The sequence below is a fragment of the Mucilaginibacter xinganensis genome (assembly GCF_002257585.1).
GTDB lineage: Bacteria > Bacteroidota > Bacteroidia > Sphingobacteriales > Sphingobacteriaceae > Mucilaginibacter > Mucilaginibacter xinganensis.
Map to the genome: position 1 here is coordinate 4,540,586 of NZ_CP022743.1, position 26,645 is coordinate 4,567,230.

Below are 26,645 nucleotides of genomic sequence, written 5' to 3' on the forward strand. Positions count from 1 at the left end.
TTTTGAAAAAAATCACAATTAAAATCGTTTAATCTTAAAACTATGAACTATTCTACATTAAAGAAAACAGTCGTCTTATCATTTGTTTCCTTGATGGCAGTTGGCTTAGCTTCGGCTCAGGACACCGCTAAAATGAAAACTATGAAAATGTCTGACACTGCTTCTACTGCCAAAGTATTTGGTGGTATTGGTCAGTACAACACATTCAGTATCGGAATTAACGCTGGTGTAACATCAGGCCTTGTTCCTTTCCTTAACAACTCAACCAACCACTTTAAAGCGGCTTTAGGTTACGGAGCAACTTTAAGGCAACAATTATCACATGCTTTCAGCTTGCAGTTAGATTACTACGGCGGTAAAGTTAAAGGTGATGACGTTGCTGGTCAAGGTAACTCAGGATCAACTGCTACCAAATTTGGTGCTTCTTATTTCGAAACCAAATTCAACCAGGTTTCATTAAGCGGTGTTGTTAATTTCGGAAGCGTTAGCTTTTTACACCGTGCAAATGCTGTAAACTTTTACGGTTCTGCTGGTCTTGGTTTAGATTTCTACAAACCAGCTTACGCTGTAACTCCAGGTGCTACAGCTCCTGAAGCAGGATTTATCCAAACTAACACTATTAAAGAATTAGCAGCTCCGGTTGGCGTAGGTGTTAAATTCAAACTTACTGATGCGTTAGCTTTAAACTTAGGTTACACTGTAACTTTTGTTAAAGGTTATAACTTCTCTGGTTTCAACACTTACGATACCTTTAACCACTACGCTTACACTTACGGTGGTTTAGAGTACACTTTCGGTCCAAAATCAAAACAAAACTTAGAGTGGGTAAACCCTGTTGCTATGATGTATGATGAATTATATGATGCAGCATTACGTCAGGAAGTTGAAGCTTTAAAAGGCCGTGTTACAAATGTTGAAACTGCAGTTAATGACCTGAAGAAAGATTCTGACGGTGATGGTGTTGCTGATCAATTTGACAAATGCCCTAACACTCCTGCCGGAAGCGTTGTTGATGGTGCTGGTTGCCCAATTGTATTCCCTAAACCAGATAGCGCTAAGGCTGCTGCTGCAACTGCTGTTGCTTACTCAAACATTCAGTTTGAATTTGACAGCTCAGTATTGAAAACTTCTTCATACCCAGTATTAGATGCTACATCTGCTGACATGAGGACTAACTCAAGCACACTTACTTTAGCTGGTTACGCTTCATCTGAAGGTACTGCAGCTCACAACCTGCGTTTATCTAAAGACCGTGCTAACTCTGTAAAAACTTACTTAGTTAACTCAGGTGTTGATGCAAAACGCATTAAAGTTAAAGGATTTGGTGAAACTCATCCAATAGCTGACAACTCAACAGAAGAAGGACGTGTTGCAAACCGTCGTGTTGAATTCCACAAATAATTTTAATAACAAAATTATACTAAAAGGCTTCCCGGATTCGGGAAGCCTTTTTACATTTAACCCTTTCTGAAACTAATTTCTTCGCCTCAGGGGCTAATCCTTCCCCCATTTCGCTTTTTTTAGTTTCTGCTTTTTGATTTCAGCCTGAAGCTTCGCTATATTTGTTTTATGTATTTCTTTAGAAAAAAAGATCCCACCAGGCCTACAAGCTTTAACCTTAAGGTAATGCATACCATTAATGCCATTGCTATAATTATGTTTTTACTTGGCATAATCTGGACGCTGATTAAAATATTCATCTTAAAAAAATAGATATTTTAAACTTTAAAACTCGCAAAATCATCTGCTTTAATAAATAACCCGCTCTCATGAAAACTGTAATTAACACTGATAATGCCCCCGCTCCTATAGGCCCTTACAGCCAGGCCGTTGCTGCCGGAGGTTTTGTATTTCTTTCAGGCCAGATCCCTCTGGACCCAGCCACCGGCCAGTTGATAACCGGAGATATTAAAGCTGAAACTAAACAGGTAATGGAAAACATCAAAACCATTTTGGCAGAAGCCGGGATTGATTTTGGCCATGTTGTTAAAACAAGTATATTTTTAACAGATATGCAAAACTTTGCCCAGGTTAATGAAGTGTACGGAACCTATTTTAAAGAAGCGTTTCCAGCGCGCGAAACGGTACAGGTATCAGGGCTACCTAAAGGCGTTAACGTTGAAATAACGGTTACGGCGTTAAAGTAACTGAATTGAAAATTTAAAAATAAAGGCCCTGCTGCTATTTTTCAATTTTCAAACCTCCAGATTAGCATATCATTGAATTTATTTAATCCATCACTAATTGAATACCAAGGTATTTGAAACTCCTATTGAATATTTAAAAGGCGTGGGCCTTCATCGTGCAGAGATCTTGAAAAAAGAACTGCAGGTATTCAATTTTAGTGACCTTTTAAATTATTTCCCTTATAAGTATATTGACCGCACGCGGTTCTATAAAATCAGGGATATCCAACCCGATCTTCCCTACGTGCAGGTGCTTGCGCGTTTAACGCACAAAGAAATAATAGGAGAGAAACGCAGCAGCCGGTTGGTCGCACAGGCACAGGATGATACCGGCTTAATTGAGCTGGTATGGTTCCAGGGAGTTAAATGGATAGAAAAAACCCTGATTCCCGGAAAAGTGTATGTGCTTTTTGGCAAACCTACGTTCTTTAACGGAAAGGTCCAGATGGCGCACCCCGAAATGGAATTGTACAGCACTGAAGTACAGCAGCGTAAAGGAAATTTAACGCTTCAACCTGCATACAATTCAACTGAAAAACTAAAACAATTTTCGCTGGACAGTAAAGGGATAATGAAGCTGGTTGCCGCACTATTAGAGCAGCAACTGCATGATATTCACGAAAACCTCCCGCTATATATCATCAACCAGTTTAAACTTACCGGGCGGGCAGAGGCTTATAAAAACATTCATTTTCCCGATAATTCCACAAAGCTTAACGAAGCTCAGTACAGATTAAAGTTTGAAGAATTATTTTTTTTACAGCTCAAACTTTTAAAGAACAAGTTATTGCATACCCAAAAATTCAAAGGCAATATATTTGATACTATTGGCGAGATTTTTAATGCGTTTTATCACCATAAGCTCCCTTTCCCTTTAACAAATGCACAAAAACGCGTTTTAAAGGAGATAAGGCTGGATACACAGCGAGGTGTACAAATGAATCGCCTTTTGCAGGGCGATGTGGGCAGCGGTAAAACCGTTGTTGCTTTAATGAGTATGCTGATTGCCATTGACAATGGCTTTCAAACCTGTATTATGGCCCCCACCGAAATTTTGGCCAACCAGCATTACCAAACTATTAAGGAACTTGTTGGCGATGATTTTATTGAAGTGGGTTTACTAACAGGATCAACCAAACAAAAAGACAGAAATGTTTTGCATCAAAAGCTGGAGAGCGGACAGCTTAAAATATTGATAGGTACCCATGCGCTTATTGAAGATAAGGTACAATACAAAAATCTTGGCTTTGTAGTAATTGATGAACAACACCGTTTTGGTGTAGAACAAAGGGCAAAATTGTGGCGTAAAAATACTATCCCCCCTCATATTTTGGTTATGACTGCCACACCAATTCCGCGTACGCTGGCTATGACCTTGTATGGAGACCTTGATATTTCTGTAATCGATGAACTACCGGCCGGCAGAAAGCCGATACAAACAGTGCATTACTATGAAAATCAACGACTTGCGATGTTTGGGTTTATGAAACGCGAAATTGCAAAAGGCAGGCAGGTTTACATAGTTTACCCCCTGATACAGGAAAGTGAAAAACTTGACCTTAAAAACTTGATGGATGGTATTGAGGTAATGGCACATGAATTTCCGCTACCCCAATACCGTATCAGTATAGTACACGGAAAATTGAAAGCTGCCGAAAAGCAATTTGAGATGAACCGCTTTATAAAGGGCGAAACGCAAATAATGGTTGCTACCACCGTAATTGAGGTTGGCGTTAATATCCCTAACGCTTCAGTAATGATCATAGAAAATGCAGAGCGCTTCGGCCTTTCACAATTACACCAGTTAAGAGGGCGTGTAGGCAGGGGTGCGGAGCAATCGTTCTGTATCTTAATGAGCAGCCATAAGTTGAGCCACGACGGAAAAATAAGGCTTAATACCATGGTTAAAACAAACAATGGTTTTGAAATAGCTGAAACCGACCTTCAATTACGCGGCCCGGGGAATATAGAAGGTACCCAGCAAAGCGGGGTACTTGATTTAAAAGTAGCCAACCTGGTTACCGATCAGGAGTTATTGATAAAAGTGCGTAAATGCGTTGAAAGTATTTTTGAGAAAGATCCGCAACTGGCATCACCAGAAAACCTGATTCTCCATAGCTCGTTTAAGACAAAGCAGGACGGGCTAACCTGGGATAAAATCTCATAAGGAGTACGCGCTCACAATTTTTAACAAGGGCAAGAGGTTAAACAAAAACAAAGTGTTATAATATTGAAAAACCCTCGCTGCAACAGGAGGGTTTTTCAATTCAAAATTCGCAATCAGCCCGTTTGGTTGTTGCGTAAAAAACTAAGAGCATCCAAGGAAAGACCCATGTCCGGCAGCGCTACAATAGGCTGGGGCACAACCAATTTGGTAAATTCCGCCTGTACAGCTGGTATATCCGCTTAAACCGCCTACAATTTGCTTTAATTCATTTTTGGTTAGTTCCTTTTTCAGGCTGAGTTTGCCTAATGATTTTTCTTCCTTTTTCATAATTTTATTGGTTTAGTTTATAGTTAAATTTAGGTATATATTTATTAATTGCAAATATTATTTAATAAATAAATCCTTTTGTATCAAGCCATTGAAAAAAGTCTTTCATTTTAGTTATTAACTGTATCGATAATACAACAACCCCCAACAGTAGAGAATGTATTTTTAAGTACTTAAAATCCATTCCGACTATACCCTCATATTTTTTATCTTTACTGCATAACTGATCAACAATGAAAATAAAATTTACCCTTCTTACTGCTCTTATTTTTACCGGCAGTGTATTAAAAGCCCAGGATTCCCTCATGATCCGAAAAATCTATGATGAGGAGTTGGTTAACGGACAATCCTACAGCAACCTGCATTACCTATGCAAAAACATCGGACAGCGCCTGAGCGGCTCGGCAAATGCGCAAAAAGCAGTTGAGTGGGGTAAAAAGTTAATGGAAAGCTACGGCTTCGACCGGGTTTTTTTACAGCCCGTAATGGTTCCGCACTGGGTGCGTGGCGCTAAAGAAGAAGGAATAATTATTAAAGGCGACAAAAAGATCAGCGTACATATTGCTGCCCTCGGTATGTCAGTAGCTACACCCAAAAATGGCATAACAGCGCCTGTAATTGAGGTCCACAGCTTAAAAGAACTGGAAACCCTTGGGAAAGATGCAATAAAAGGAAAGATCGTATTCTTTAACCGCCCTTTTGATCCCAAATTTATTGAAACACTTTGGGCCTATGGAACAGCAGGCGATCAACGTAATGCAGGGCCGGCGGCGGCAGCAAAATACGGAGCGGTGGGTGTAATTGTGCGCTCATTAACGGAAAGCCTCGATAACTTTCCCCATACGGGTGCAACAGCTGTTGTAAAAGATGGCGCCAATATCCCGGCGGCCGCTATTTCTACCGTTGATGCTAACAAATTAAGTACCATGCTGAAGATGCGTTCGCTGCCTGCGGTTAAATTCTATTTTAAGCAAAACTGCCAAACGTTGCCTGATGCACCTTCCTTTAATGTGGTAGGTGAAATGAAGGGGTCTGAAAACCCTAATAAGTTTATTACTGTTGGTGGCCACCTTGACTCATGGGACCTGGCAGAAGGAGCACATGACGATGGTACCGGAATTGTGCAGTCTGTTGAAGCATTGCGCCTGCTTAAAGTTTTGGGATATAAACCCAAAAACTCCATCCGGGCGGTGTTTTTTATAAATGAAGAGAACGGTGACAGGGGCGGCATTAAATATGCTGAACTTGCCACAGAGAATAAAGAAGAACACATTGCGGCGATAGAATCAGACCTTGGTGGTTTTACACCCAGGGGATTTACTTTCCAGGGCGTATCTGCCGGCCGGCTTCAGAACATCAACGCCAAATGGGGTAAATTACTGGCGCCTTACGGCTCGGGTACACTTGCGGCAGGTGGCGGCGGCAGTGATATTGGCCCATTAAATGAAAAACAAAAAGGCGTAGTACTAATTGGTTACCTGCCCGATTCACAACGCTACTTTGATGTGCATCACACCCCAAATGATGTTTTTGAAAACGTAAATAAACGTGAGCTTGAATTAGGGGCAGCGTCAATGGCTTCACTGATTTACCTTATAGATACGCAGGGTATTTAATCAGGTCAAAAGAGTAATAATACACCTTAGTTTGTTAACTCAAGGTAATTTTAAACGGCGTAGCCGCACCAGGTTTTTTAAATTTAGTGCGGCTGCTTTGTTTTTAGCCCGTAAATAGTAATTTTACCGCATCACAAAAAAAATCATTAGTGTCAGAAGAAGGCGATAGTATCCACAAACCCGATTCATTTGCAGCATTACGCTATAAAGACTTCCGCTCCTACCTTGGCATGCGTTTTTTCTTCACATTCGCGTACCAGATGCAGGCTGTAATTATTGGCTTTTACATTTATCAGCTTACAAAAAGTGCCTTTGCATTAGGTTTGGTTGGCCTTTGCGAAGCGGTGCCGGCTATTGGCATTGCTATGTATGGCGGCTACGTTGCAGATAAATCTGAAAAACGGAAAATGCTGCTTACTATATCCTCCCTGGTATTTTTTGCTTCGATAGTAATATTTGTTGTTACCATGAAAAGCATGAGCCCCTACCTGCATAAAGGTTGGATAATCCCTATTATATATTTCATGATATTTTTAAATGGTTTGGCCCGTGCTTTTTATGGTCCGGCAACCTTTACCATATATGCGCAAAGTATTCCCAAAGAACTTTACCCAAACGGAAGCACTTGGAGCAGCTCCAGCTGGCAGATTGCTTCCATACTGGGGCCAGCGGCAGGCGGTTTGATTTACGGATTTTACGGTATAACGATAGCTTTCGGCGTTATAATTGCATTTCTGCTGCTTTCAATTATTCTTATTTACCTTTTGCGATCGTATCCACCGGTATTTATCCCAAAAGAAGATATCTGGACAAGCCTTAAAGAAGGCCTGAATTTTGTTTTTAACAGTAAAATGCTGATTTGGGCCATGAGCCTCGACTTGTTTTCCGTATTTTTCGGGGGTGCTGTCGCCCTACTGCCTGTTTTCGCAAATGACATTTTAAAGGTAGGTTCTCAGGGATTGGGAATAATGCGCGCTACATCATCGTTAGGTGCAGTGTTAACGATGCTGGCAATGGCACGATTCTCTCCAATGGGAAAGCCATGGCGTAACCTGCTGATTGCGGTTACAGGGTTTGGTTTATCCATTATATGTTTCGGGCTTTCGCGCAGTTTTTATTTATCACTGATATTCCTGTTTACAGAGGGAGCTTTTGATAGTATTAGCGTTATCATCAGGGGTACCATTATGCAATTGTTAACGCCCGATCATATGCGTGGCAGAGTATCCGCAGTTAACTCAATGTTCATTGGCTCCTCTAATGAGATTGGTGCCTTTGAATCGGGCACTGCAGCAAAATTATTAGGCACCGTTACTTCCGTTATTTTTGGTGGAACGATGACGCTGGCTATTGTCTCTATTACTTTTCTCAAAACAAAAAAACTGATCCCGTTATCGTTAAGCGAGATCCAAACGCCCGAAGTACACACCACCGATTAAATAGCTTAAATGCATATTTATAGCGCTTTAACATTTCCGTTTTCTTTTGATTCCAAAACCTTTCTTAGAAATTAACGTTAAAGTTACAATCAGGAAATATCAGGTTAGCGCATCATACCTATAAGTGGCGTTTCTCACGACCATCTCCTTTAAGCAAAACCGTAAATGTTGTATTCTTACCTAAAGTCTTGTTTTTTACGACTGGCATTACTGTCGGGAATATTAGTAGCATTCACTGGTATATCATTTTCTCAAAATAAAATTGTAAAATTTTCTACTTTATCTATTGGAGACGGACTATCACAAAGCAATGTGAAATGCATATTAAAGGATCGTTTGGGCTTTATGTGGTTCGCCACAGACGATGGGCTAAATCGTTTCGATGGCTACAGCTTTACTATTTACCGGCATGATAAAAACACCCCCGGTTCGCTGCCTTCAAGTAATATCAGTAAAATCTTCGAGGATAAAATAGGCAATATATTGGTAGGGAGCAGTGAAGGGTTAAGTATTTACAACCGCAGCCTAAACACATTCACTAATTTTGTTCCCAATAAAGAGGACGACACTACCCTTTCAAATCCCGACATAAACGCCATATACCAGGATAGTAAAGGCAACATTTGGATTGGTACATACTCGGGTCTAAATCTCTTTGACACACATACGCATAAGTTTAAAAGATTTTTTTATACCAAAAATCATAATGAGATTGACAGCCATCATATAAATGCAATAACCGGGGATGACGAGGGTAACCTGTGGCTTGCAACAAGTGGCGGATTAGTGCAATTTAACTATGGCACAGGCGTCACCAAAAAATACCTGAACGGCGGAAAAAACACATTGATTGACAATCAGTTAAATACCTTATTAAAAGACAAAGATGGCAACTTGTTATTAGGCACAGCTGGCCACGGCATAGACCTGTTTAATCTAAAAACCAGGAATTTCACCAACTTTTCCCACCAGTCCGGCAATACCAACTCATTGGTTAATAACAATGTATTTGCGTTAACACCCGGCTGGGACAGAAAAATTTGGGTTGGTACAGAAGATGGCCTTAATTTATTTGATGAAGCAACCGGCGCATTTACAAGGTACCTTGACGGTGAAACAACTACCTCCGCAGCAAACAACTCTATTAATTGCATCTTAAACTGCGGTGGTATTTTATGGTTGGGTACCTATGAATCAGGGGTGAGGTTTTATGATACCAATTTATCGCTTTTTAATTATTATCATAAAGAAGCCAATAACCCTAACAGCCTTAGTAATAATATTGTAACATCATTTTCGGAAGATGAAAAAGGTTATTGGATTGGGACTGACGGCGGCGGGTTAAACTTTTTAAACACAGCAACACAAAAATTTACGCACTACAACCCACTGCCGGGTAACAAGAACGCGGTAAGCGGCAAACATGTACTTAAGCTGTTTAAGGACAGTAAAAACAACCTGTGGATTGGCTATTATGGCGACGGGCTTGATGTATTAAATCAGAAAACAAAAAACTTTACCCATTATACCGTTGGCAATAAAGCTAACCAGGTAAGCGGTGCCAATATTTTTGGTATAGAGGAAGATAAAAACGGCAAGATTTGGGTGGGTATGGATGGCGAAGGGCTGGAAGTTCTTGATCACTCAAAAGCTATAAAACGCTATAAATATTCAACAGCAGACACCTTGCACTGCCTGTCAAATAATGACGTGCGCACCATATACAGGGACAGAGAAAACAACATGTGGATTGGCACTTTCGGCGGGCTAAATTTATACAACCCAACCGCCGATAACTTCACGCATTTTAATATTTATAACAGCGGCCTTAGCAATAATACAATTATTTCAATGTTCGAAGATAGCCATTCAAACTTTTGGGTGGGTACTTTGGGCAACGGATTAAATTTATACAATCGCCAAAAGAAAACATTCTCTGAGTATACGTTTCCTATGGGAACACATTATTCCATAATAAATAGTATCACAGAGGACGATAATGGCTTTTTATGGGTAAGTACTAACGCAGGGCTCATCAGTTTTAAACCAGGCACAAACCAATTCAGGAATTATACCGTAGCGAATAACCTGCAAGGTTACGAGTTTTTTATGGGTGCCGGATTAAAAGCAGAGAATGGCGACCTACTTTTTGGCGGGCATAAAGGTTTCAATATAGTGGTACCGTATCAGCTTTCGGGAAACATAAATGCACATCAGGTGGTATTTACCGACTTTCAGCTTTTTAATAGAAAAGTTCCTGTTGGCGAAAATTCTGTGCTGAAAAAATCTATCACCCAAACAAAAGAAATTAAGCTTAAGCATGAACAATCGGTTTTTACTATTGAGTATAGTGCCTTAAATTATACTTTGCCCGAAATGACTTCGTATGCATATATGCTTGAGGGTTTTGAAAACACCTGGAACTACGTTGGAACACAACGAAAAGCAACATATACCAACCTTAACCCGGGCACCTACACATTTAAAGTAAAAGCCGCCAATAACGATGGCATTTGGAACAATACGCCGGCAACTATCAAAATCATTATTATACCTCCATTTTATATGACATGGTGGTTCAGAATTACTGTTGTTTTATTGTTATGCATGCTTATATATAGTTATTACCGTTACCGTATTTACGCAATTAAGGCACAGGGGAAGAGATTACAAAAACTTGTTAACGAACGAACGTCCGAAGTTGTTCAACAATCTGAGGAACTGCAAAACCAGTCGGAAGAACTACAGGCGCTTAATGAAGAGTTACAGGCACAGTCAGAAGAGTTACAGGCACAGTCAGGTTATTTACAGGTATTGAACGAAAAGCTGCAAGAGCAAAAAGAGCAGGAGTTGCAGGCGCGAAAAGAAGCAGAAAGGGCAAATAAAGCCAAAAGCGTTTTCCTTGCTACTATGAGCCATGAGATCAGGACGCCTATGAATGGCGTATTGGGAATGACGTCTTTGCTCTGCGAAACGCCACTAAATGAGGAGCAGCGTGAATATACTGATGTCATCCGTATCAGCGGCGAAAACCTGCTGGGCGTAATTAATGATATTCTTGATTTTTCTAAAATAGAATCGGGCCAGATGGAGCTTGATCACCATGGTTTCGACCTCAGGAATTGTATCGAAGATGTGCTTGACGTATTTTCCGAAGCGGCCGCAAAAAAACAGCTAAATCTTTTATATCAAATTTCATGCGGGGTGCCTGAGAAATTAATAGGCGATCAGCTGCGGATCAGGCAGATTCTATTGAACCTGGTAAACAATGCAATTAAATTTACCGGTAAAGGTGAGATAGTGGTTGAGGTAAATCTACTTGAAAAAACAGGGAACAACCTAAGCATTGGTTTTATAATTAAAGATACCGGTATAGGCATTGCCGCTGAAAAACAAAAACGCCTGTTTAAAGCGTTTTCCCAGGTTGACGCTTCAATTACACGCAGCTACGGCGGTACAGGATTGGGGCTGGTTATATGTGAACGCCTTGTTGAACTAATGGGTGGCACTATCAATATAGAAAGCGAACCAGGGAAAGGAACTGCTGTACTGTTCAATATAACGAGCATAGCAGATGAAACTGCATCGGCAACAAACCATTATGATATAAATACCGGAAAAGATAACCGTGTGTTAGTAATTGATCAAAGTTTAAAAACACTTGAAATTTTAGGTGGTCAACTAAAACAATGGAAATTAAGTCCGGTTTGTACTTCATCCGGCAGCCAGGCATGGAAACATTTAACTTACGGCAGCAAGTTCAATTTAGTTATAATGGGCAAAGCATCGGAGGTGGCCAATCCGGATGAGCTAGTTAAAAGCATTAGGAAGATTAACAAACATATCCCTGTCATAGCGCTTTGTTCCGTTCTTGAAAAAAACATAATAACTGATGAATCTGTTAAAACATTACTTAAGCCTGTTAAACAACAGCAATTATATAATGTGATACAAACAGCACTGGCAATCAGCAAGCCCATATCATCCGAAAAAAACGGCACAACAATACTTTCTCAGCAATTCGCAGAAAAATTTCCGATGAACATTTTGATTGCTGAAGACAATATAATTAATCAAAAACTTATCACAAAGGTTATAAACAAGCTCGGCTATACGCCACAGGTGGTTAACAACGGGACCCAGGTATTGGAAATAATGACCGGTAACTATTTTGATATGATATTAATGGATGTGCAAATGCCCGAACTTGACGGCCTGGAAACAACCCGCATCATTCGTAAAAGCAAAGAAAAGCAACCCTGTATTATTGCTATGACAGCCAGCGCAATGGCAGAAGATAAGGCTGCATGCCTGGAAGCAGGGATGAATTATTTTATTTCAAAACCTATAAGCATCCAAGACCTGGTTGCTGCACTCGAGCGTTCCTATAACGAAACGAAAATTGATCAAATAGCTTAATCATTGTCAATCAAAACTTTGTCGCACAAAACTCCTGTCCGATAAATTACCCAAAAGTTAATTATTGAGCAATATGGAAACGTAACATTTTTTTAGCTGCTCCGTATAAAAAATCAAGATATCTTACCTGAATCTGAACAATTAACTCATGAAAAAAGGGCTACAAGCGGGTTGTTGGGAATGGAATATAAAGGGCGATTTGCCTTTTGATGACGTTTCGCTTATGAAAAACCTCGGTTTTACTTCAGATGAGTTAAACACTTCGCCGATCTGGTCGCAAAAAATTCCTGACGTTAATCTAGAACTTTTCAAACAACAATTACAGTCCCATATTAAAAGCCATGCCACCGATCCTTTTGCCCAGGAAGTTTGTTTTCTATATAAAGGAGGCAAAAAGCGCTATTTTGTTTTTACCGGTCGTATAGTTCAATGGGATAATGACCAACCATTATTAATGATCGGCAGTTATTTCGATATGACCAGTCAGCGGGAAACAGAAAAGGAACTATCAAGAGTTAAACGTTTTTTAACTAAAACCAGCGACTCGTCAGAAGTTGGTGGGTGGGAAATCAACATGAACACCATGCAGGTAACATGGACGCTGGGAACCCGTCAAATATTTGGATTACCGGAGGATTTTATACCCGATAAAGACAATTTTGCACAGTTTTTTAAAGAAAGTCCTGATCGCCAGTTATTGAAGGACGCCTTTGAAGAAGCCGTTACAAAGGGTAAGTCATATGACCTGGAACTTCGGGTGATTAACGCCGCCGATGAGGAGATTTGGACGCGCACCATAGGACAGCCAGAGTTTGAGAATGGCCGGTGCATACGCGTTTATGGCATATTTCAGGATATAACCACGCAGAAACGTGATGCCGAAAAGCTGGCGATGAAGCAACTTCAATTAGAAGCTTTTATTAGCAGCGCCCCTGCAGCAATTGCTATGCTCGACAAGAGTTATAACTACATTGCAGCGAGCAAAATATGGATGGCTTCCTACAATATTGATGTGTCAACCATTATTGGCAAAAACCATTTACAAATTTTTCACGAAATATCTGAAGAATGGAAAGGATATATGGCCCGATGCCTCAAGGGCGAATCATTTAAAATGGAGGAAGACCAGTTTACCAGGCGCGATGGAAAGCTGGAATGGCTGCGTTGGGAAATTAAGCCATGGTATGAGGCCCCCGGACAAGTTGGCGGCATCATTTTATTTACAGAACTTATAACCGAAAAAAAGAGAGCTCAGGAAGAGCTGATAAAAGCCAAGGAACAAGCGGAAATAGCATTACAGGCCAAATCACGATTTTTATCGGTAATGAGCCATGAAATACGTACGCCCATGAATGCGGTAATCGGTTTTAGTAACCTGCTACTCGAAAACCCTCGCGACGACCAGCAAGAATACCTTAACTTACTTAAGTTTTCGGCAGATAACCTGATGGTTATCATCAATGACATTTTAAGTCTCAGCAAAATTGAGGAGGGGATGGTTATCCTGGAACTGATTGATTTTAATTTAAAAGAATTACTGGAAAACATCTATGCCATCAACAAAGCGGTAATAACTGGTAAAAACATCACTCTGCAGTTAAATTATGATAAAAAGCTGCCATCATTTGTTAAAGGCGATTCAGTAAGGTTAGGACAAATCATTAGTAACCTGGTAAATAATGCTGTAAAGTTTACCGATACCGGCGGCGTAACTATAACAGCCAAAATGGTTGTCGAGCATCACGGCTACTCCAGCGTGTATTTTGAAGTTCGTGATACCGGCATTGGCATACCCGAAGATAAACAGGATCATGTTTTTGGCATTTTCACCCAAGCAAGTACCGAAACCACGCGAAAGTTTGGCGGAATAGGGCTGGGATTGGCAATTTGCCGGCGACTGGTAGAGTTGATGGGCGGCAAAATAAAGATTAAAAGTAAAGTTGGCGAAGGATCCGCCTTTTATTTTACGCTAAAACTCAAAAAGGCCGGGGCTGCTGCACCTGCAACAAAGCTACAGGGTAGTGTTTCTGTTAAAGACAGTAACAGCAGAGATACTATAAGGGGAACCAGGTTGTTGCTCGCCGAGGATAATGCCATAAATGTTTTGGTAGTAAAGCGTTATCTTGAACTATGGGGTGTTGAGTTCGATGTTGTTGAAAATGGGGAAAAGGCGGTGCAGTTGGTTGCTGAAAATGATTATGATTTAATATTGATGGATTTGCAAATGCCTGTAATGGATGGATATGAAGCTGCCATGAAAATCAGACAGATGAAGGAAAAAAAGTACTCGACTATCCCCATCATTGCTATAACGGCTTCCCTGGTGGGCGATATCAAACAAGCGGTAATTAATAGTGGCATGAATTCGTGGATAAGCAAGCCATTTAACCCGGGTGAGCTTTTTGACATCATTAAAAACTATTCAAGGGCAAAATCGCATAAATAATATAAGTGATAGTCGGCTAACACCTATTCACCCTGAAATTCTTCATCTACACTCTCTCTCAAATCATAAAGTAACCATTGTTTTTTGGCGATAGATTGCGTCTTTGATCTCAGCAGTTTTATAAAATCATTTACGCCTACGGGTTCGTTGCCATTACCATGGATCAATACAATGCTGCCTGCCTGTGGCTGCTGCCCTTTTGCCAGCCAGGCATCGGTGCCAATCGGGATCAGTCCGAAATCGGTGATCTCAAACACCAGTTTCTGGTCAGACACAAGGCCGGGGAAGCGAAAGAACACCGAAGGCAACAAGCCGTTTTTAAGCATAGCTATTTCTGTTTGCAGTACTTCGTAACTAATATTTGTACCTGCCTCCAGCAAAAAGTTTTGTTTTAAGGGCAGCTTTGCGCTTACCCGGTGATTGAAAGAATGATTGATCCAGGTGACATAAATCTCATGGTCCTGCTGCATTTTTTTTAGCCAGTCCAGGTCCTGCGGATGCTGCCGCATCCAGATGCCCGTAATGGAAAGCGCCACAGGTACCGGGTGTTCCACTCTTTTAAATTCAGTTATAATATCGGTAAAGATCCTTTTATCAAGCGGCTTGTGCGACGGGCAAAGGTCGGCAGTTAAACTTATGCCAGTTTGTTTGGGCATCCCGCTTTCAATACCGGCATCCTGTATATTAACTGATTGTTTTTCGGCTTTTTGTAAAGCCTTTATGTAAGGCGTTCTTTTAAAAAATATCCTTGCCTCATCCATCGACATCGGTTTAACCTGGTAAAAGCCGGGCTCATCTATTTTAGTCTCCAGCGTTTGTGGATTTACCAGCAAAAAATAGCTTTTACCATCGTTTTCAAACTGGCGGATGATCATCCAATCCTGCGGAGAATGCTTGGCCCATCCATAGTAAACCTTATAGTTCGTTATTTTTGTATAATTGGCCTGAGCATTTGCTAACTGCTGTAAACAAATCAAACCGGCAAACATTAAAAGAAGGCGTTTTATATAATCAGGATACATTTTTATTTGAGTTCCAGTTTTTACCTGTTACTATTGCAAGTATAACTAACAATGCTACTAAAAAGATTTGCAGATAAAAGATTATTTGCGTGATCCCAACGAATGGATTAGGTTGAGGAGCGGCCATAATTGGCTGATGAGATGATGATGCTGAAAGTGGAGGATAAATGGTCCAGCCGTTGAATTGACTTGTTTTTTTAGACATTACAGCCAGAGATCCAATAAATTTGGACACTTCAATATTGATAAAAAACAGACTTAGTAATAATATAATATTCTGAAGCCTCCGCTTATACTTATAAAATGCCTCCTTAATTATATAAATAAAAAATATAAGCAGCAAAACAGGAAAGCCTACAATATTTTCCGAAAAAACCAGATAGGTATCATGAAGGTTTATATCTAATTGAGGTCTCCCAAATAAAACGACCAATATTCGAACCAATAAAACTGAGGCGGCTAATATGAATATCTCAATAAGGAAAGTCTTCCGTTTCATTGTGTGAATATAAACTTATGCTTTAATTTAAAAAAAATGATTCAACCATATCATTACTAAATTTCGGATTAAGTATTTAAGTTTGTATTTGAGCATTTTGTAATGCAAACTATTAAAATTCCGAAATCGAACGTCGGAAATCCGAAATAAAAATGACAAGATTATCCGTCAATATCAATAAAATAGCAACGCTTCGTAACTCGCGCGGCGGCAATAACCCCGATCTGATCCAGGTGGCTAAAGACTGCGAGCGTTTCGGCGCGCAGGGAATAACTGTACACCCGCGCCCGGATGAAAGACATATCCGTTACCAGGATGTTTTTGACCTGAAAAAAATTGTGACCACCGAGTTTAATATTGAGGGCAATTCCCAGGAGCAAAAATTCATAGACCTGGTGCTGGCTAATAAACCCGAACAGGTTACCCTTGTCCCTGATGTTTTAGGGCAGATTACCTCAAACCATGGCTGGGATACTATTGCTAATCAGCAATATCTAACTGACATGATTACGGTTTTTAAAAACGCCGGTATCAGGGTGTCGATATTTGTTGATCCGGATGTTGAAATGGTTGAGGGTGCGGCCAAAACCGGTACCGACCGCATTGAGCTTTATACCGAGGCTTATGCTCATCAATATCATGCAAACAAAGAATTGGCTATAGCTCCTTATATAAAAGCCGCAGAAGTGGCTGAAGAATTGGGTCTCGGTATAAATGCAGGCCACGACCTTGACCTGCAAAACCTTAAATATTTTGCAGCGAACATTCCGGGTTTGGATGAGGTAAGTATCGGGCACGCGCTTATAAGCGATGCTTTATATTATGGGCTGGAAAATACGATACAAATGTATTTGCGCTGTTTAGATAAGACCCAATAATTGGTATAAAAAAGGGTCGGCATTTTAAATTAAATACCGGCCCTTATCGTTCAAAAAAGCTACCCAGGATAAGCACCCTGTTTTGCTTCTTTCTTGTTAGTCATTATTACAGCAAATTAAATACTGCCCTGTATTACAATATTGAATCTGGTTAGGGGTGTAAGTACACCCGTAAGTTAACAGCGGTGGCAAAGGCCCGCAAGAGCATCCCGGCGGCAATTGTACTTTTCCACCATTTACATTTTTCATTTCATTCCTGGTTAGCTTGTTCATTTGGTTTAGTGATTTAGTTATTTGACCCTAGTTTTGTTATCGGTACAGGGTGCTTATACCGCAGATCGCTATTTTAGTTTATAGGTATGAGTATTGCCCCGTTAAACTGTTGTGTAAATCCTCAAATTATGATGCTGTTTTTTATTTGTGACTAATGGTTAAGGTTAATAACCCAAGGTAGATAAAAAAATGCGAAAAGCAGCAAACCATCTAATATTTTCCAATCAGGCAATACCGGCAACCTTTCTACTGCAAAACAGACCAATATGCGGCAGCAACATTTAATGGTTTTGCTAAAAGTTTTCAGGGATCGGGCTGTAAAACAATTTGCCTTACCGGCAATTACATCTTACTGTAAAATACATAACATTAGCTTAACGCAATTGATACTCATTTTATAAAATTGTACCTTTGCAGCAAAATAACTGACCCCATTTGATGAAGTTGAATATTGATTACCAGGAAAAATTCCAGTCGCGTCATATAGCTCCAAACGAAGCTGATACGGCACAAATGTTAAAAGCTATTGGCGTAAATTCATTAGATGAATTGATCAGCCAAACCATTCCGGAAAAAATAAGGTTAAAAGCACCGCTTGATCTTCCGCCGGCAAAAAGCGAGTTTGATTATTTAAATACGCTTAAACAAACTGCATCAAAGAACAAAGTATTTAAATCGTTCATCGGGCAGGGTTATTACGATGTAATTGTGCCCGGTGTCATCCAGCGAAACATCCTGGAAAATCCAGGCTGGTACACGCAATATACCCCCTACCAGGCTGAAATTGCACAGGGCCGCTTACAAGCCCTGCTGAACTTCCAAACCATGGTAATTGAACTTACCGGGATGGAAATTGCCAATGCCTCGTTACTTGATGAAGGTACCGCCGCTGCGGAAGCCATGTTTATGCAATACAGCACGCGTAAAAATCAAAGCGCTAATGTATTCTTTGTTTCTGAAGAGGTTTTCCCCCAAACTATTGATATTTTAAAAACCCGCGCACAGCCTTATGGTATTGAATTACTAATTGGCGACCACCAAACCGTTGAGCTGACTGATGAGATGTTTGGTGCCATAATTCAATACCCTGCCGGAAGCGGTGCGGTTTATAACTATAAAAGTTATGCCGAAAAAGCACACGAAAAAGCCATTAAGCTTACTGTTGTTGCTGATATAATGAGCCTGGTGCTGTTAACGCCTCCGGGCGAATGGGGTGCCGACATTGTGGTTGGCTCTACCCAACGCTTCGGTGTACCAATGGGCTTTGGGGGCCCACATGCTGCATTTTTTGCTACAAAAGAAGAATATAAAAGGTCAATCCCCGGCCGCATCATCGGTGTTACCATTGACAGCGCCGGCGATTATGCGTTGCGGATGGCCTTACAAACCCGTGAGCAGCATATCCGCAGGGACAAAGCAACCTCCAACATTTGTACAGCACAGGCATTGCTGGCCATTATGGCTGGCATGTATGCCGTTTACCATGGCCCTAAAGGCGTAAAGCTAATTGCAGAAAGGATTCATGGATTAACCATTTTACTGGCAGAATCATTAAAGCAGTTAGGCTACGATCAATTGAACGGCGCTTATTTTGATACCGTTAAGTTCGATCTTGGTGCTTTAGCCGGCCCTATCCATAGCGAAGCCGTTAACAACCAGATGAACTTTAATTATAAAGGTTCGGCTGTTACTATCTCAGTTGATGAAACTACATCGCCTGAAGATATTAAAACGATTGTACGCTTTTTTGCCCGCGTAAAAGGTAAATCTTTAAATGATGTAAGCTTTGATGAGTTAACTCAAAATCTAAAAACCGTTATCCCGGCAGATCTTCAACGTAAATCGGCTTATTTAACGCATGCAATATTTAATTCGCATCATTCAGAACATGAAATGCTGCGATATATCAAATCATTGGAAGCGAAAGACCTTTCCCTTTGCCATTCCATGATCGCGTTGGGTTCATGCACCATGAAGCTGAATGCTACAACTGAGATGGTTCCGGTAACCTGGGCCGAATTCAGTAAAATGCACCCCTTTGCACCAACCGATCAGGTTGGCGGTTATATGCAATTATTTGATGAATTAAATAAATGGCTAAGCGAAATTACAGGCTTTGCAGCGATGAGCCTGCAGCCTAATGCCGGTGCCCAGGGCGAGTATGCGGGCCTGATGGTAATCCGCGCTTATCATAACGACAAAGGCGACAGCCACCGTAATATTGCCCTTATTCCGTCATCAGCACATGGCACTAACCCTGCTTCTGCAGCAATGGCCGGTATGAAAATTGTGGTGGTAAGGTGTGACGATAACGGGAATATTGATGTTGCCGATCTGAAAGCAAAAGCAGATCAGTATAAAAATGAACTTTCCTGTTTAATGGTTACTTACCCATCTACACACGGTGTGTTTGAAGAATCTATCATCGAGATCTGCGAAATCATCCATGCAAATGGCGGCCAGGTTTATATGGACGGTGCCAATATGAATGCCCAGGTAGGCTTAACAAGCCCGGCTAACATAGGTGCAGACGTTTGCCACCTTAACTTACACAAAACGTTTTGCATTCCGCACGGCGGCGGCGGCCCGGGTATGGGCCCTATCGGCGTAGCCAAACACCTGGTACCTTATTTACCGGGCCATGCAGTAGTTGATATTGACAAAGGCAAATCAATTCATGCCGTGTCATCAGCACCATGGGGGTCAGCCTCTATCCTGGTGATCTCACATGCTTATATTGCTATGATGGGCAGCGAAGGTTTAACCAACGCCACCCGCTATGCCATTTTGAACGCTAACTACATTAAAAAACGTTTAGAGCATCATTACCCTGTATTATATACAGGCGCTAATGGCCGTTGCGCACATGAAATGATATTAGATTGCAGAGCGTTTAAAAACTTTGGTATAGAAGTTACTGATATTGCTAAACGATTAATGGACTATGGTTTCCACGCACCAACTGTATCGTTCCCGGTTGCGGGTACGGTTATGGTTGAACCAACGGAATCAGAACCGAAGCATGAACTGGATCGTTTTTGCGATGCGATGATCTCCATCCGCCATGAAATTGACAATGTAGAAAAAGGCATTTTAGATAAAACTGATAACCCGCTTAAAAATGCGCCACACACCGCATCGGTTATTACAGCTAATGAATGGGAACACCCCTACACCCGCCAAAATGCTGCATTCCCGCTGCCTTATGTTGCAGCCTTCAAATTCTGGCCATCCGTTGGTCGTGTGAACGATACTTATGGTGACCGGACCCTGATCTGCAGCTGCCCGCCTTTAACTGACTATGAGTTTGAAGAAAGCGAAGTAACAACACCGGAATACGGAACGTGAGATTGATATGCAGATTTTTGACGTGCAGACGCGCGGATGAAATTGGCTAATAAAATAAGTAGGAAAGCCGTTGGATATTTATCCGGCGGCTTTTTTGTTTAATTAACGTGATTTCAACATAAGCAAAAGGTAAGCTAACACCTAAACCGCTCTGCAACCACGTGCAACTGTAGTTTTAGATGAAGCAAGTTTATGCAATTCACGCCGCTAAAGCGTTCCATTTTTCTCAGCGGAACACCTGGAACACAGTGAAACATCCTGATTATCAGGGCATTTACTTTCTATCAAAAATAAATAGATGTAAGTAACTGATAATTAACATGTTCCATAAATATTCTTATCGAATCCACGTTAATCAGGTTTGCAAATATTACTATTCTGGTTTCACCTCAAATAAAAACCCCGGCTAAATAAATAGCCGGGGTTAATAGTTTAATATATCTCTTAGGAGATTGGGATTATTTTACTTCTTCAAAGTCAACATCTGTTACAGTGTCAGAGTTGCCTTCTGCATTTGGTGCACCTGCGCCACCTTCTGCACCTGGCTGAGCCTGGCCTGCATCGCCTGTTGCTTTATACATCTCTTCAGATGCTGCATTCCATGCATTGCTCAATTCAGCCTGCGCTGTATCAATATCAGCAAAGTTTTTAGCTGCGTAAGCTTCTTTCAATTTTGTCAGACCTGACTCAATTGGTGCTTTTTTGTCAGCCGAAATTTTATCGCCGTACTCTTTCAGTTGTTTTTCTGTTGAGAAGATCAGGGCGTCGGCTGCGTTCAGTTTTTCAACTTCTTCTTTTGCCTTTTTGTCAGCATCAGCATTTGCTTCAGCTTCGTCCTTCATCTTTTTGATTTCAGCATCAGTTAAACCTGATGAAGCTTCGATACGGATTTTCTGCTCTTTGCCGGTTGCCTTATCTTTTGCAGATACATTCAGGATACCGTTGGCATCAATATCAAAAGTTACTTCTACCTGTGGTACGCCGCGCGGAGCCGGTGGTATCCCGTCCAGGTGGAAACGTCCAATGGTACGGTTACCTGAAGCAATAGGGCGTTCACCCTGTAATATATGGATCTCTACTGAAGGCTGGTTATCAGACGCAGTTGAGAACACTTCAGATTTTTTTGTTGGGATAGTAGTGTTTGATTCTATCAGTTTGGTCATTACACCACCCATAGTTTCAATACCTAATGAAAGCGGGGTAACATCCAGCAACAATACATCTTTAACTTCACCTGTCAATACACCACCCTGTATAGCTGCACCAATAGCAACTACTTCATCAGGGTTAACACCTTTTGACGGCGCTTTACCGAAGAATTTTTCAACAGCTTCCTGGATAGCAGGGATACGGGTTGAACCACCTACCAAAATCACTTCATCAATATCAGCTGTGGTATAACCTGCATTTTTCAATGCTGTTTTACAAGGCTCAATGGTACGTTTGATTAAGCTGTCAGCAAGTTGCTCAAATTTAGCACGGGTTAAAGTTTTAACAAGGTGCTTAGGCACACCGTCAGAAGCGGTAACATATGGTAAGTTAATTTCAGTTTGAGCTGAGCTTGATAACTCAATCTTAGCTTTTTCAGCAGACTCTTTTAAACGCTGTAAAGCCATTGGATCTTTACGCAGATCAACACCTTCGTCATTTTTAAATTCGTCAGCCATCCAGTCGATGATCACCTGGTCAAAGTCGTCACCACCAAGGTGCGTATCACCATCGGTTGATTTTACTTCAAAAACACCATCACCTAACTCAAGGATAGATACGTCATGCGTACCACCACCGCAGTCAAATACTGCAATTTTCATATCCCTGTGTGCTTTGTCAAGGCCATAAGCCAGGGCAGCAGCAGTAGGTTCGTTAATTATACGGCGTACTTTTAAGCCTGCAATTTCACCGGCTTCTTTAGTAGCCTGGCGCTGTGCATCGTTAAAATAAGCCGGTACGGTAATAACCGCTTCAGTTACTTCATGTCCTAAAAAATCTTCAGCAGTTTTCTTCATTTTCTGAAGTATCATTGCTGAAATTTCCTGTGGTGTGTACATGCGGTCGCCAATTTCAACACGCGGCGTGTTGTTATCACCTTTAACCACTTTGTAAGGTACACGTGATGCTTCTTTGGTAACTTCGTTAAAGTTGTTACCCATAAAGCGTTTTATAGAATAAATAGTTTTTGTTGGGTTAGTGATAGCCTGACGTTTAGCCGGATCACCAACTTTACGCTCGCCATTGTCAACAAAAGCCACTACTGACGGCGTAGTACGTTTACCCTCACTGTTGGCAATAACTACGGGTTCGTTACCCTCCATTACCGCAACGCAGGAGTTAGTTGTTCCTAAGTCGATTCCAATTATTTTAGACATATGATTATATTTTCTTGATTGATTATTTGTATTATAACCTATTTAACAAGGGTTGTGCCAATATGCCTTTGGCAGAAAATATAGTTAACAGGCAGACAGAACAAGATTATTCCGTCAGTGATTAAAGAAAATATGGTGACAGGTTGGCAGAATATCGGCAGTAAATAATACCACGGCAGATTGTATATTCAGACGTCGATATGCAATTGGTTTTCATGCTGAAGTTAGCCCTAATTTAGCGCAAAAGGGTAAATGTGCTTCCTGTGCATGCCTGATGAAATATACTATAAAAACAACTATTCCCGTTTTAACGCGGGAATAGCTTTACTTATTCAGTTATTAAAAAATATCAAAACAAGGGTCAGTCGGTGGTTCGCAGGTATGTGTTGTGCCGGGGCACTGGCTAAGGCCTGTGCAACATCCCTGCGAATAAGCGTTCCCATTTTGCCCCTGTGCTGCGCAACCAGGATATTTACCACCCTGAACTGCTCTCATTTCCTTTTTTGTCAGCGATTTTCCTAAGTTAGATTTCATAATAGTTTGTTTGTTCTAATGCTTTGGTTTTAACGGAGGTACAAAGCTCATATACCGGTTGTAGTTACTGTTTTAAGATTTTAGGTGTTTGAAACCGGAAACCGGTTTAAATTACTGCACTGCTTAAGTACAATCTGCAACGTCTATACATAAAAGCCCGGTTGGGCCGCCGCAGGCATATAGTCCTGTACAACATCCATACTGGTATGCCACTCCCGCCTGCCCATAAGCTGCACAACCAGGATACTTACCGCCCTGTACTTCTTTCATTTCTTTTTTAGAAAGTGGTTTTCCTAAATTCGATTTCATATTTTTCGTTTGTTTGCGGCTTTGGTTTCAACTGGGTACAAAGCACACTACCCTATCAGATCAACCGGAAATTAAAACAGATTATCGCCGGTTAACTACTACTTTATATACCAATTAGCAAGTAGTGCAGGGCGGACAACCGCCAACAGGCTCGCATAAATTATTAACGGTACATTTAATCAATCCTGTACAACAGCCTTCGGAGTAGAAATTGCCATTTTGCCCTTGCACTGCGCAACCAGGATACTTACCACCCTGAACTTCTCTCAGTTCTTTTTTTGTAAGCGGTTTACCTAAATTAGAATTCATAAAATTAATATTTGTGTTTCGGCTTTGGTTTTAATGGAGGTACAAAGCTCATATACCATTTTGTGGTTATTGTTTTAAGATGTTAGGTTATTAAACAGGGGACTATGGCCTCAGCACTTACCCCTCACGCTAATATTTGAGTTTCTGACTTATCGCAAAAAAAAAGACGACCTGCAGTACAGATCGTCTTTTTTATATCAGTAAGCCGGGCAATTAGCCGGGTACTGGCAGGTATTGCTGGGCGGGCACAAAACCAAACCGGTAGTGTAATAACAACAACCTAATGTATAGGCTGCCGCAAGCTGCCCTGCCTGCGTCGCGCAGCCTTCAATTTTGCCGCCTTTAACGCTTCTAAGTTCTTCTTTTGTAAGTCTTTTTCCGAATTGGGTTTCCATTGTGATTTTGATTAATATCAGTTTAGGGTTTAAACAAGACAAAGCACCTTGCTTTGTCGTATTATAATTCTAAATTTAAAAACATTAATTCAAAAAAACAAAGTTAATCTGCGAGAAATATAAAATTAAACATTCCTTAAAGTTGTGCAAAATAGCCTGAACTGCAATCAGATATGTGTACAAAAACAAAACGTCCTGCTCTAATTGAGCAGGACGTTTTCATTGTGCAAAAGGCAAGTTTAATTATTCGCCTTTTTCTGCATTTTCTTCATTTGCAGCTGGTGATTCCGGAGTTTTTTCTTCAGCAGCATGCTGTGATGCCGGAGTTTCAATTTCTATTTCGTTATCAGCCGTTTCGCCAAGCGCTAAAGGAGCTTCAGCTACCGGAGCAGCTTTTTCAGCAGGAGCTTCAGTTTTAGCTTTTGCAGAACCACCACGACGACGGGTTGATTTCTTCTCTACTTTAGCAACATCACTTCCGTAAACGGTATTGTAATCTACTAATTCAATCATCGCCATTTCAGCGTTATCACCTAAACGGTTTTCCATCTTAATGATACGTGTATAACCACCCGGACGGGTTGCTATTTTTTGAGCAATTTCGCGGAAAAGAATGGTAACCGCGTCTTTATCCTGTAAGTAGCTAAATACTGTACGACGTGAGTGCGTAGTATCGTTTTTTGATTTCGTAAGAATTGGCTCAACATATCCGCGTAAAGCTTTTGCCTTAGCTAATGTTGTTGTAATACGCTTGTGTAAAATAAGCGAAGTGGCCATGTTGCTCATCATCGCCTTGCGATGGCTGTTTGTGCGGCCTAAGTGATTTACTTTTTTTCCGTGTCTCATTATATTTTGTTGTTTGTGGCACGTGCATACCGTCGGACGGCGTTACCGTCAAGTCCTCGGAATTATGCAAATACTCAGTTGTAAATTTGAGTGTTGGGTAGTGAGATCGCCTCAGTACACTGCTCTGTTATTATATTAAAAAAAAGCGATTAAAGTTCGAACTGATCCGTAATCGCTTTTTTTTAAATTATTCTTCGTCTAACTTAAATTTTGACAGGTTCATACCAAAAGATAAGCCTTTTGATTTAACCAGGTCCTGAATTTCAGTTAATGATTTTTTACCAAAGTTTCTGAACTTAAGCATATCAGCAACGTCATACGAAACCAAATCAGCCAGGCTGCGGATGTCTGCAGCTTTAAGGCAATTTAATGCACGTACTGAAAGGTCAAGATCTACCAATTCAGTTTTAAGGATCTTACGCATGTGTAAAATTTCCTCATCAACCTCTTTAGTTTCCTCTTTAGCCTGTGCTTCAAGCATCATGTTCTCATCGCTGAACAACATAAAGTGCTGGATAAGAATCTTAGCAGCTTCTTTAAGCGCATCTTCAGGATGGATAGAACCATCTGTGGTAATGTCCAGAACTAATTTTTCATAGTCCGTTTTTTGTTCCACACGATAATTCTCGATAGTATATTTAACGTTTTTGATAGGCGTGTAAATAGAATCGATAGCTATCACACCTACATTAGCGTCAGGGTTTTTGTTTTCTTCGCTTGGAACGTAACCACGGCCTTTTCCAACAGTAAGCTCAATTTCAAGCGTTACAGATGAATCCATGTTACAGATCACAAGATCAGGATTTAAAACCGAAAAGTTATTTGAGAACTTAGTGATATCACCTGCACTAAAAGCATCCTGACCATTAATGATAACAAATATCTTTTCGTTGTCACCAGATTCACCGGTTTTCTTAAACCTAACCTGTTTTAGGTTAAGTATAATTTCGGTTACGTCTTCAACAACACCTTTTATGGTTGAAAACTCATGCATCACTCCCGAAAAACGAACTGAAGTGATCGCATAACCCTCAAGTGATGAAAGTAAGATACGACGAAGAGCATTACCAATGGTTATACCGAAGCCTGGTTCTAACGGACGAAACTCAAACGTGCCATCAAAATCAGTTGACTTCTGCATGATAACCTTGTCTGGTTTTTGAAATGCTAAAATTGCCATTTATATCCTTTATTTATTGTTTACTAATTTGAATTGATTTAAACTGCAAAAATGATTGACAGAATATGCCAACCATAATGCAGATA

20 protein-coding genes are annotated in these 26,645 nt (G+C 40.7%); 10 read left to right on the forward strand and 10 right to left on the reverse strand.

What is annotated here, in order from left to right; translation table 11 throughout:
- The first annotated feature begins 42 nt into the window (after positions 1-42).
- The 4 genes from MuYL_RS19880 to recG all read left to right on the forward strand — a co-directional run bounded on the left by MuYL_RS19880 (position 43) and on the right by recG (position 4,353).
- Positions 43-1,401, forward strand: coding sequence for an OmpA family protein (locus MuYL_RS19880; RefSeq protein WP_094572224.1), 1,359 nt, complete (start codon positions 43-45; stop codon positions 1,399-1,401).
- Positions 1,402-1,569: 168 nt separating this feature from the next.
- Positions 1,570-1,713, forward strand: coding sequence for a DUF6728 family protein (locus MuYL_RS23815; protein WP_317043857.1), 144 nt, complete (start codon positions 1,570-1,572; stop codon positions 1,711-1,713).
- A 56-nt stretch (positions 1,714-1,769) separates the two neighbouring features.
- Positions 1,770-2,147 (forward strand): RidA family protein, encoded by a 378-nt coding sequence (locus tag MuYL_RS19885; protein ID WP_094572225.1) that lies wholly within the window; start codon positions 1,770-1,772, stop codon positions 2,145-2,147.
- Between the two features lie 97 nt (positions 2,148-2,244).
- Complete coding sequence (gene recG / locus MuYL_RS19890) at positions 2,245-4,353, forward strand: ATP-dependent DNA helicase RecG (protein WP_094572226.1); 2,109 nt, start codon at positions 2,245-2,247, stop codon at positions 4,351-4,353.
- A gap of 141 nt (positions 4,354-4,494) precedes the next feature.
- On the opposite strand, the gene MuYL_RS19895 is transcribed toward recG, so the two are convergent.
- The gene (locus MuYL_RS19895; protein WP_094572227.1) at positions 4,495-4,680 is read right to left on the reverse strand and encodes a bacteriocin; all 186 of its coding nucleotides are present in this window, start codon (positions 4,678-4,680) and stop codon (positions 4,495-4,497) included.
- Positions 4,681-4,913: 233 nt separating this feature from the next.
- Between MuYL_RS19895 and MuYL_RS19900 the strand changes: the two genes are divergently transcribed.
- The 4 genes from MuYL_RS19900 to MuYL_RS19915 all read left to right on the forward strand — a co-directional run bounded on the left by MuYL_RS19900 (position 4,914) and on the right by MuYL_RS19915 (position 14,600).
- The gene (locus tag MuYL_RS19900) at positions 4,914-6,296 is read left to right on the forward strand and encodes a M20/M25/M40 family metallo-hydrolase (RefSeq protein ID WP_094572228.1); all 1,383 of its coding nucleotides are present in this window, start codon (positions 4,914-4,916) and stop codon (positions 6,294-6,296) included.
- A 149-nt stretch (positions 6,297-6,445) separates the two neighbouring features.
- Complete coding sequence (locus MuYL_RS19905) at positions 6,446-7,735, forward strand: MFS transporter (protein WP_245845645.1); 1,290 nt, start codon at positions 6,446-6,448, stop codon at positions 7,733-7,735.
- Between the two features lie 165 nt (positions 7,736-7,900).
- Positions 7,901-12,154, forward strand: a complete 4,254-nt coding sequence (locus MuYL_RS19910) for a hybrid sensor histidine kinase/response regulator (protein WP_094572229.1) — start codon at positions 7,901-7,903, stop codon at positions 12,152-12,154.
- 148 nt (positions 12,155-12,302) lie between these two features.
- A complete protein-coding gene (locus tag MuYL_RS19915; protein ID WP_094572230.1) occupies positions 12,303-14,600 on the forward strand; it encodes a PAS domain-containing hybrid sensor histidine kinase/response regulator in 2,298 nt (765 codons plus the stop codon).
- 23 nt (positions 14,601-14,623) lie between these two features.
- Here MuYL_RS19915 and MuYL_RS19920 read toward each other — a convergent pair whose 3' ends face one another.
- Both MuYL_RS19920 and MuYL_RS19925 read right to left on the reverse strand, forming a co-directional pair.
- Positions 14,624-15,622 carry a polysaccharide deacetylase family protein gene (locus MuYL_RS19920; protein WP_245845648.1) on the reverse strand — a complete coding sequence of 333 codons (999 nt, stop codon included), beginning with the start codon at positions 15,620-15,622 and terminating at the stop codon, positions 14,624-14,626.
- Positions 15,612-16,121, reverse strand: a complete 510-nt coding sequence (locus MuYL_RS19925; RefSeq protein ID WP_094572231.1) for a hypothetical protein — start codon at positions 16,119-16,121, stop codon at positions 15,612-15,614. Before MuYL_RS19925 ends, MuYL_RS19920 begins: the two co-directional genes overlap by 11 nt.
- A 152-nt stretch (positions 16,122-16,273) precedes the next feature.
- On the opposite strand from MuYL_RS19925, the gene MuYL_RS19930 reads away from it, so the two are divergent.
- A complete protein-coding gene (locus MuYL_RS19930; RefSeq protein WP_094572232.1) occupies positions 16,274-16,999 on the forward strand; it encodes a pyridoxine 5'-phosphate synthase in 726 nt (241 codons plus the stop codon).
- A 96-nt stretch (positions 17,000-17,095) separates the two neighbouring features.
- Here the strand turns inward: MuYL_RS19930 and MuYL_RS23335 are convergent, their stop codons facing one another.
- Positions 17,096-17,272 carry a hypothetical protein gene (locus MuYL_RS23335; protein WP_157740993.1) on the reverse strand — a complete coding sequence of 59 codons (177 nt, stop codon included), beginning with the start codon at positions 17,270-17,272 and terminating at the stop codon, positions 17,096-17,098.
- Positions 17,273-17,710: 438 nt separating this feature from the next.
- On the opposite strand from MuYL_RS23335, the gene gcvP reads away from it, so the two are divergent.
- Positions 17,711-20,620 (forward strand): aminomethyl-transferring glycine dehydrogenase, encoded by a 2,910-nt coding sequence (gcvP, locus tag MuYL_RS19935; protein WP_094572233.1) that lies wholly within the window; start codon positions 17,711-17,713, stop codon positions 20,618-20,620.
- Positions 20,621-21,078: 458 nt separating this feature from the next.
- On the opposite strand, the gene dnaK is transcribed toward gcvP, so the two are convergent.
- From dnaK to MuYL_RS19960, 6 genes are all read right to left on the reverse strand, one after another.
- Positions 21,079-23,028 (reverse strand): molecular chaperone DnaK, encoded by a 1,950-nt coding sequence (gene dnaK / locus MuYL_RS19940; protein ID WP_262493692.1) that lies wholly within the window; start codon positions 23,026-23,028, stop codon positions 21,079-21,081.
- Positions 23,029-23,325: 297 nt separating this feature from the next.
- On the reverse strand, positions 23,326-23,520 hold the full coding sequence (locus MuYL_RS23340) for a hypothetical protein (RefSeq protein WP_157740995.1): 195 nt from the start codon (positions 23,518-23,520) through the stop codon (positions 23,326-23,328).
- A gap of 123 nt (positions 23,521-23,643) precedes the next feature.
- On the reverse strand, positions 23,644-23,829 hold the full coding sequence (locus MuYL_RS19945) for a class IIb bacteriocin, lactobin A/cerein 7B family (protein ID WP_094572235.1): 186 nt from the start codon (positions 23,827-23,829) through the stop codon (positions 23,644-23,646).
- 506 nt (positions 23,830-24,335) lie between these two features.
- Positions 24,336-24,533, reverse strand: a complete 198-nt coding sequence (locus tag MuYL_RS19950; protein WP_094572236.1) for a hypothetical protein — start codon at positions 24,531-24,533, stop codon at positions 24,336-24,338.
- 243 nt (positions 24,534-24,776) lie between these two features.
- Positions 24,777-25,379 carry a 50S ribosomal protein L17 gene (gene rplQ / locus MuYL_RS19955; protein ID WP_094572237.1) on the reverse strand — a complete coding sequence of 201 codons (603 nt, stop codon included), beginning with the start codon at positions 25,377-25,379 and terminating at the stop codon, positions 24,777-24,779.
- 187 nt (positions 25,380-25,566) lie between these two features.
- Positions 25,567-26,559, reverse strand: a complete 993-nt coding sequence (locus tag MuYL_RS19960; protein ID WP_094572238.1) for a DNA-directed RNA polymerase subunit alpha — start codon at positions 26,557-26,559, stop codon at positions 25,567-25,569.
- Positions 26,560-26,645: the final 86 nt, after the last annotated feature.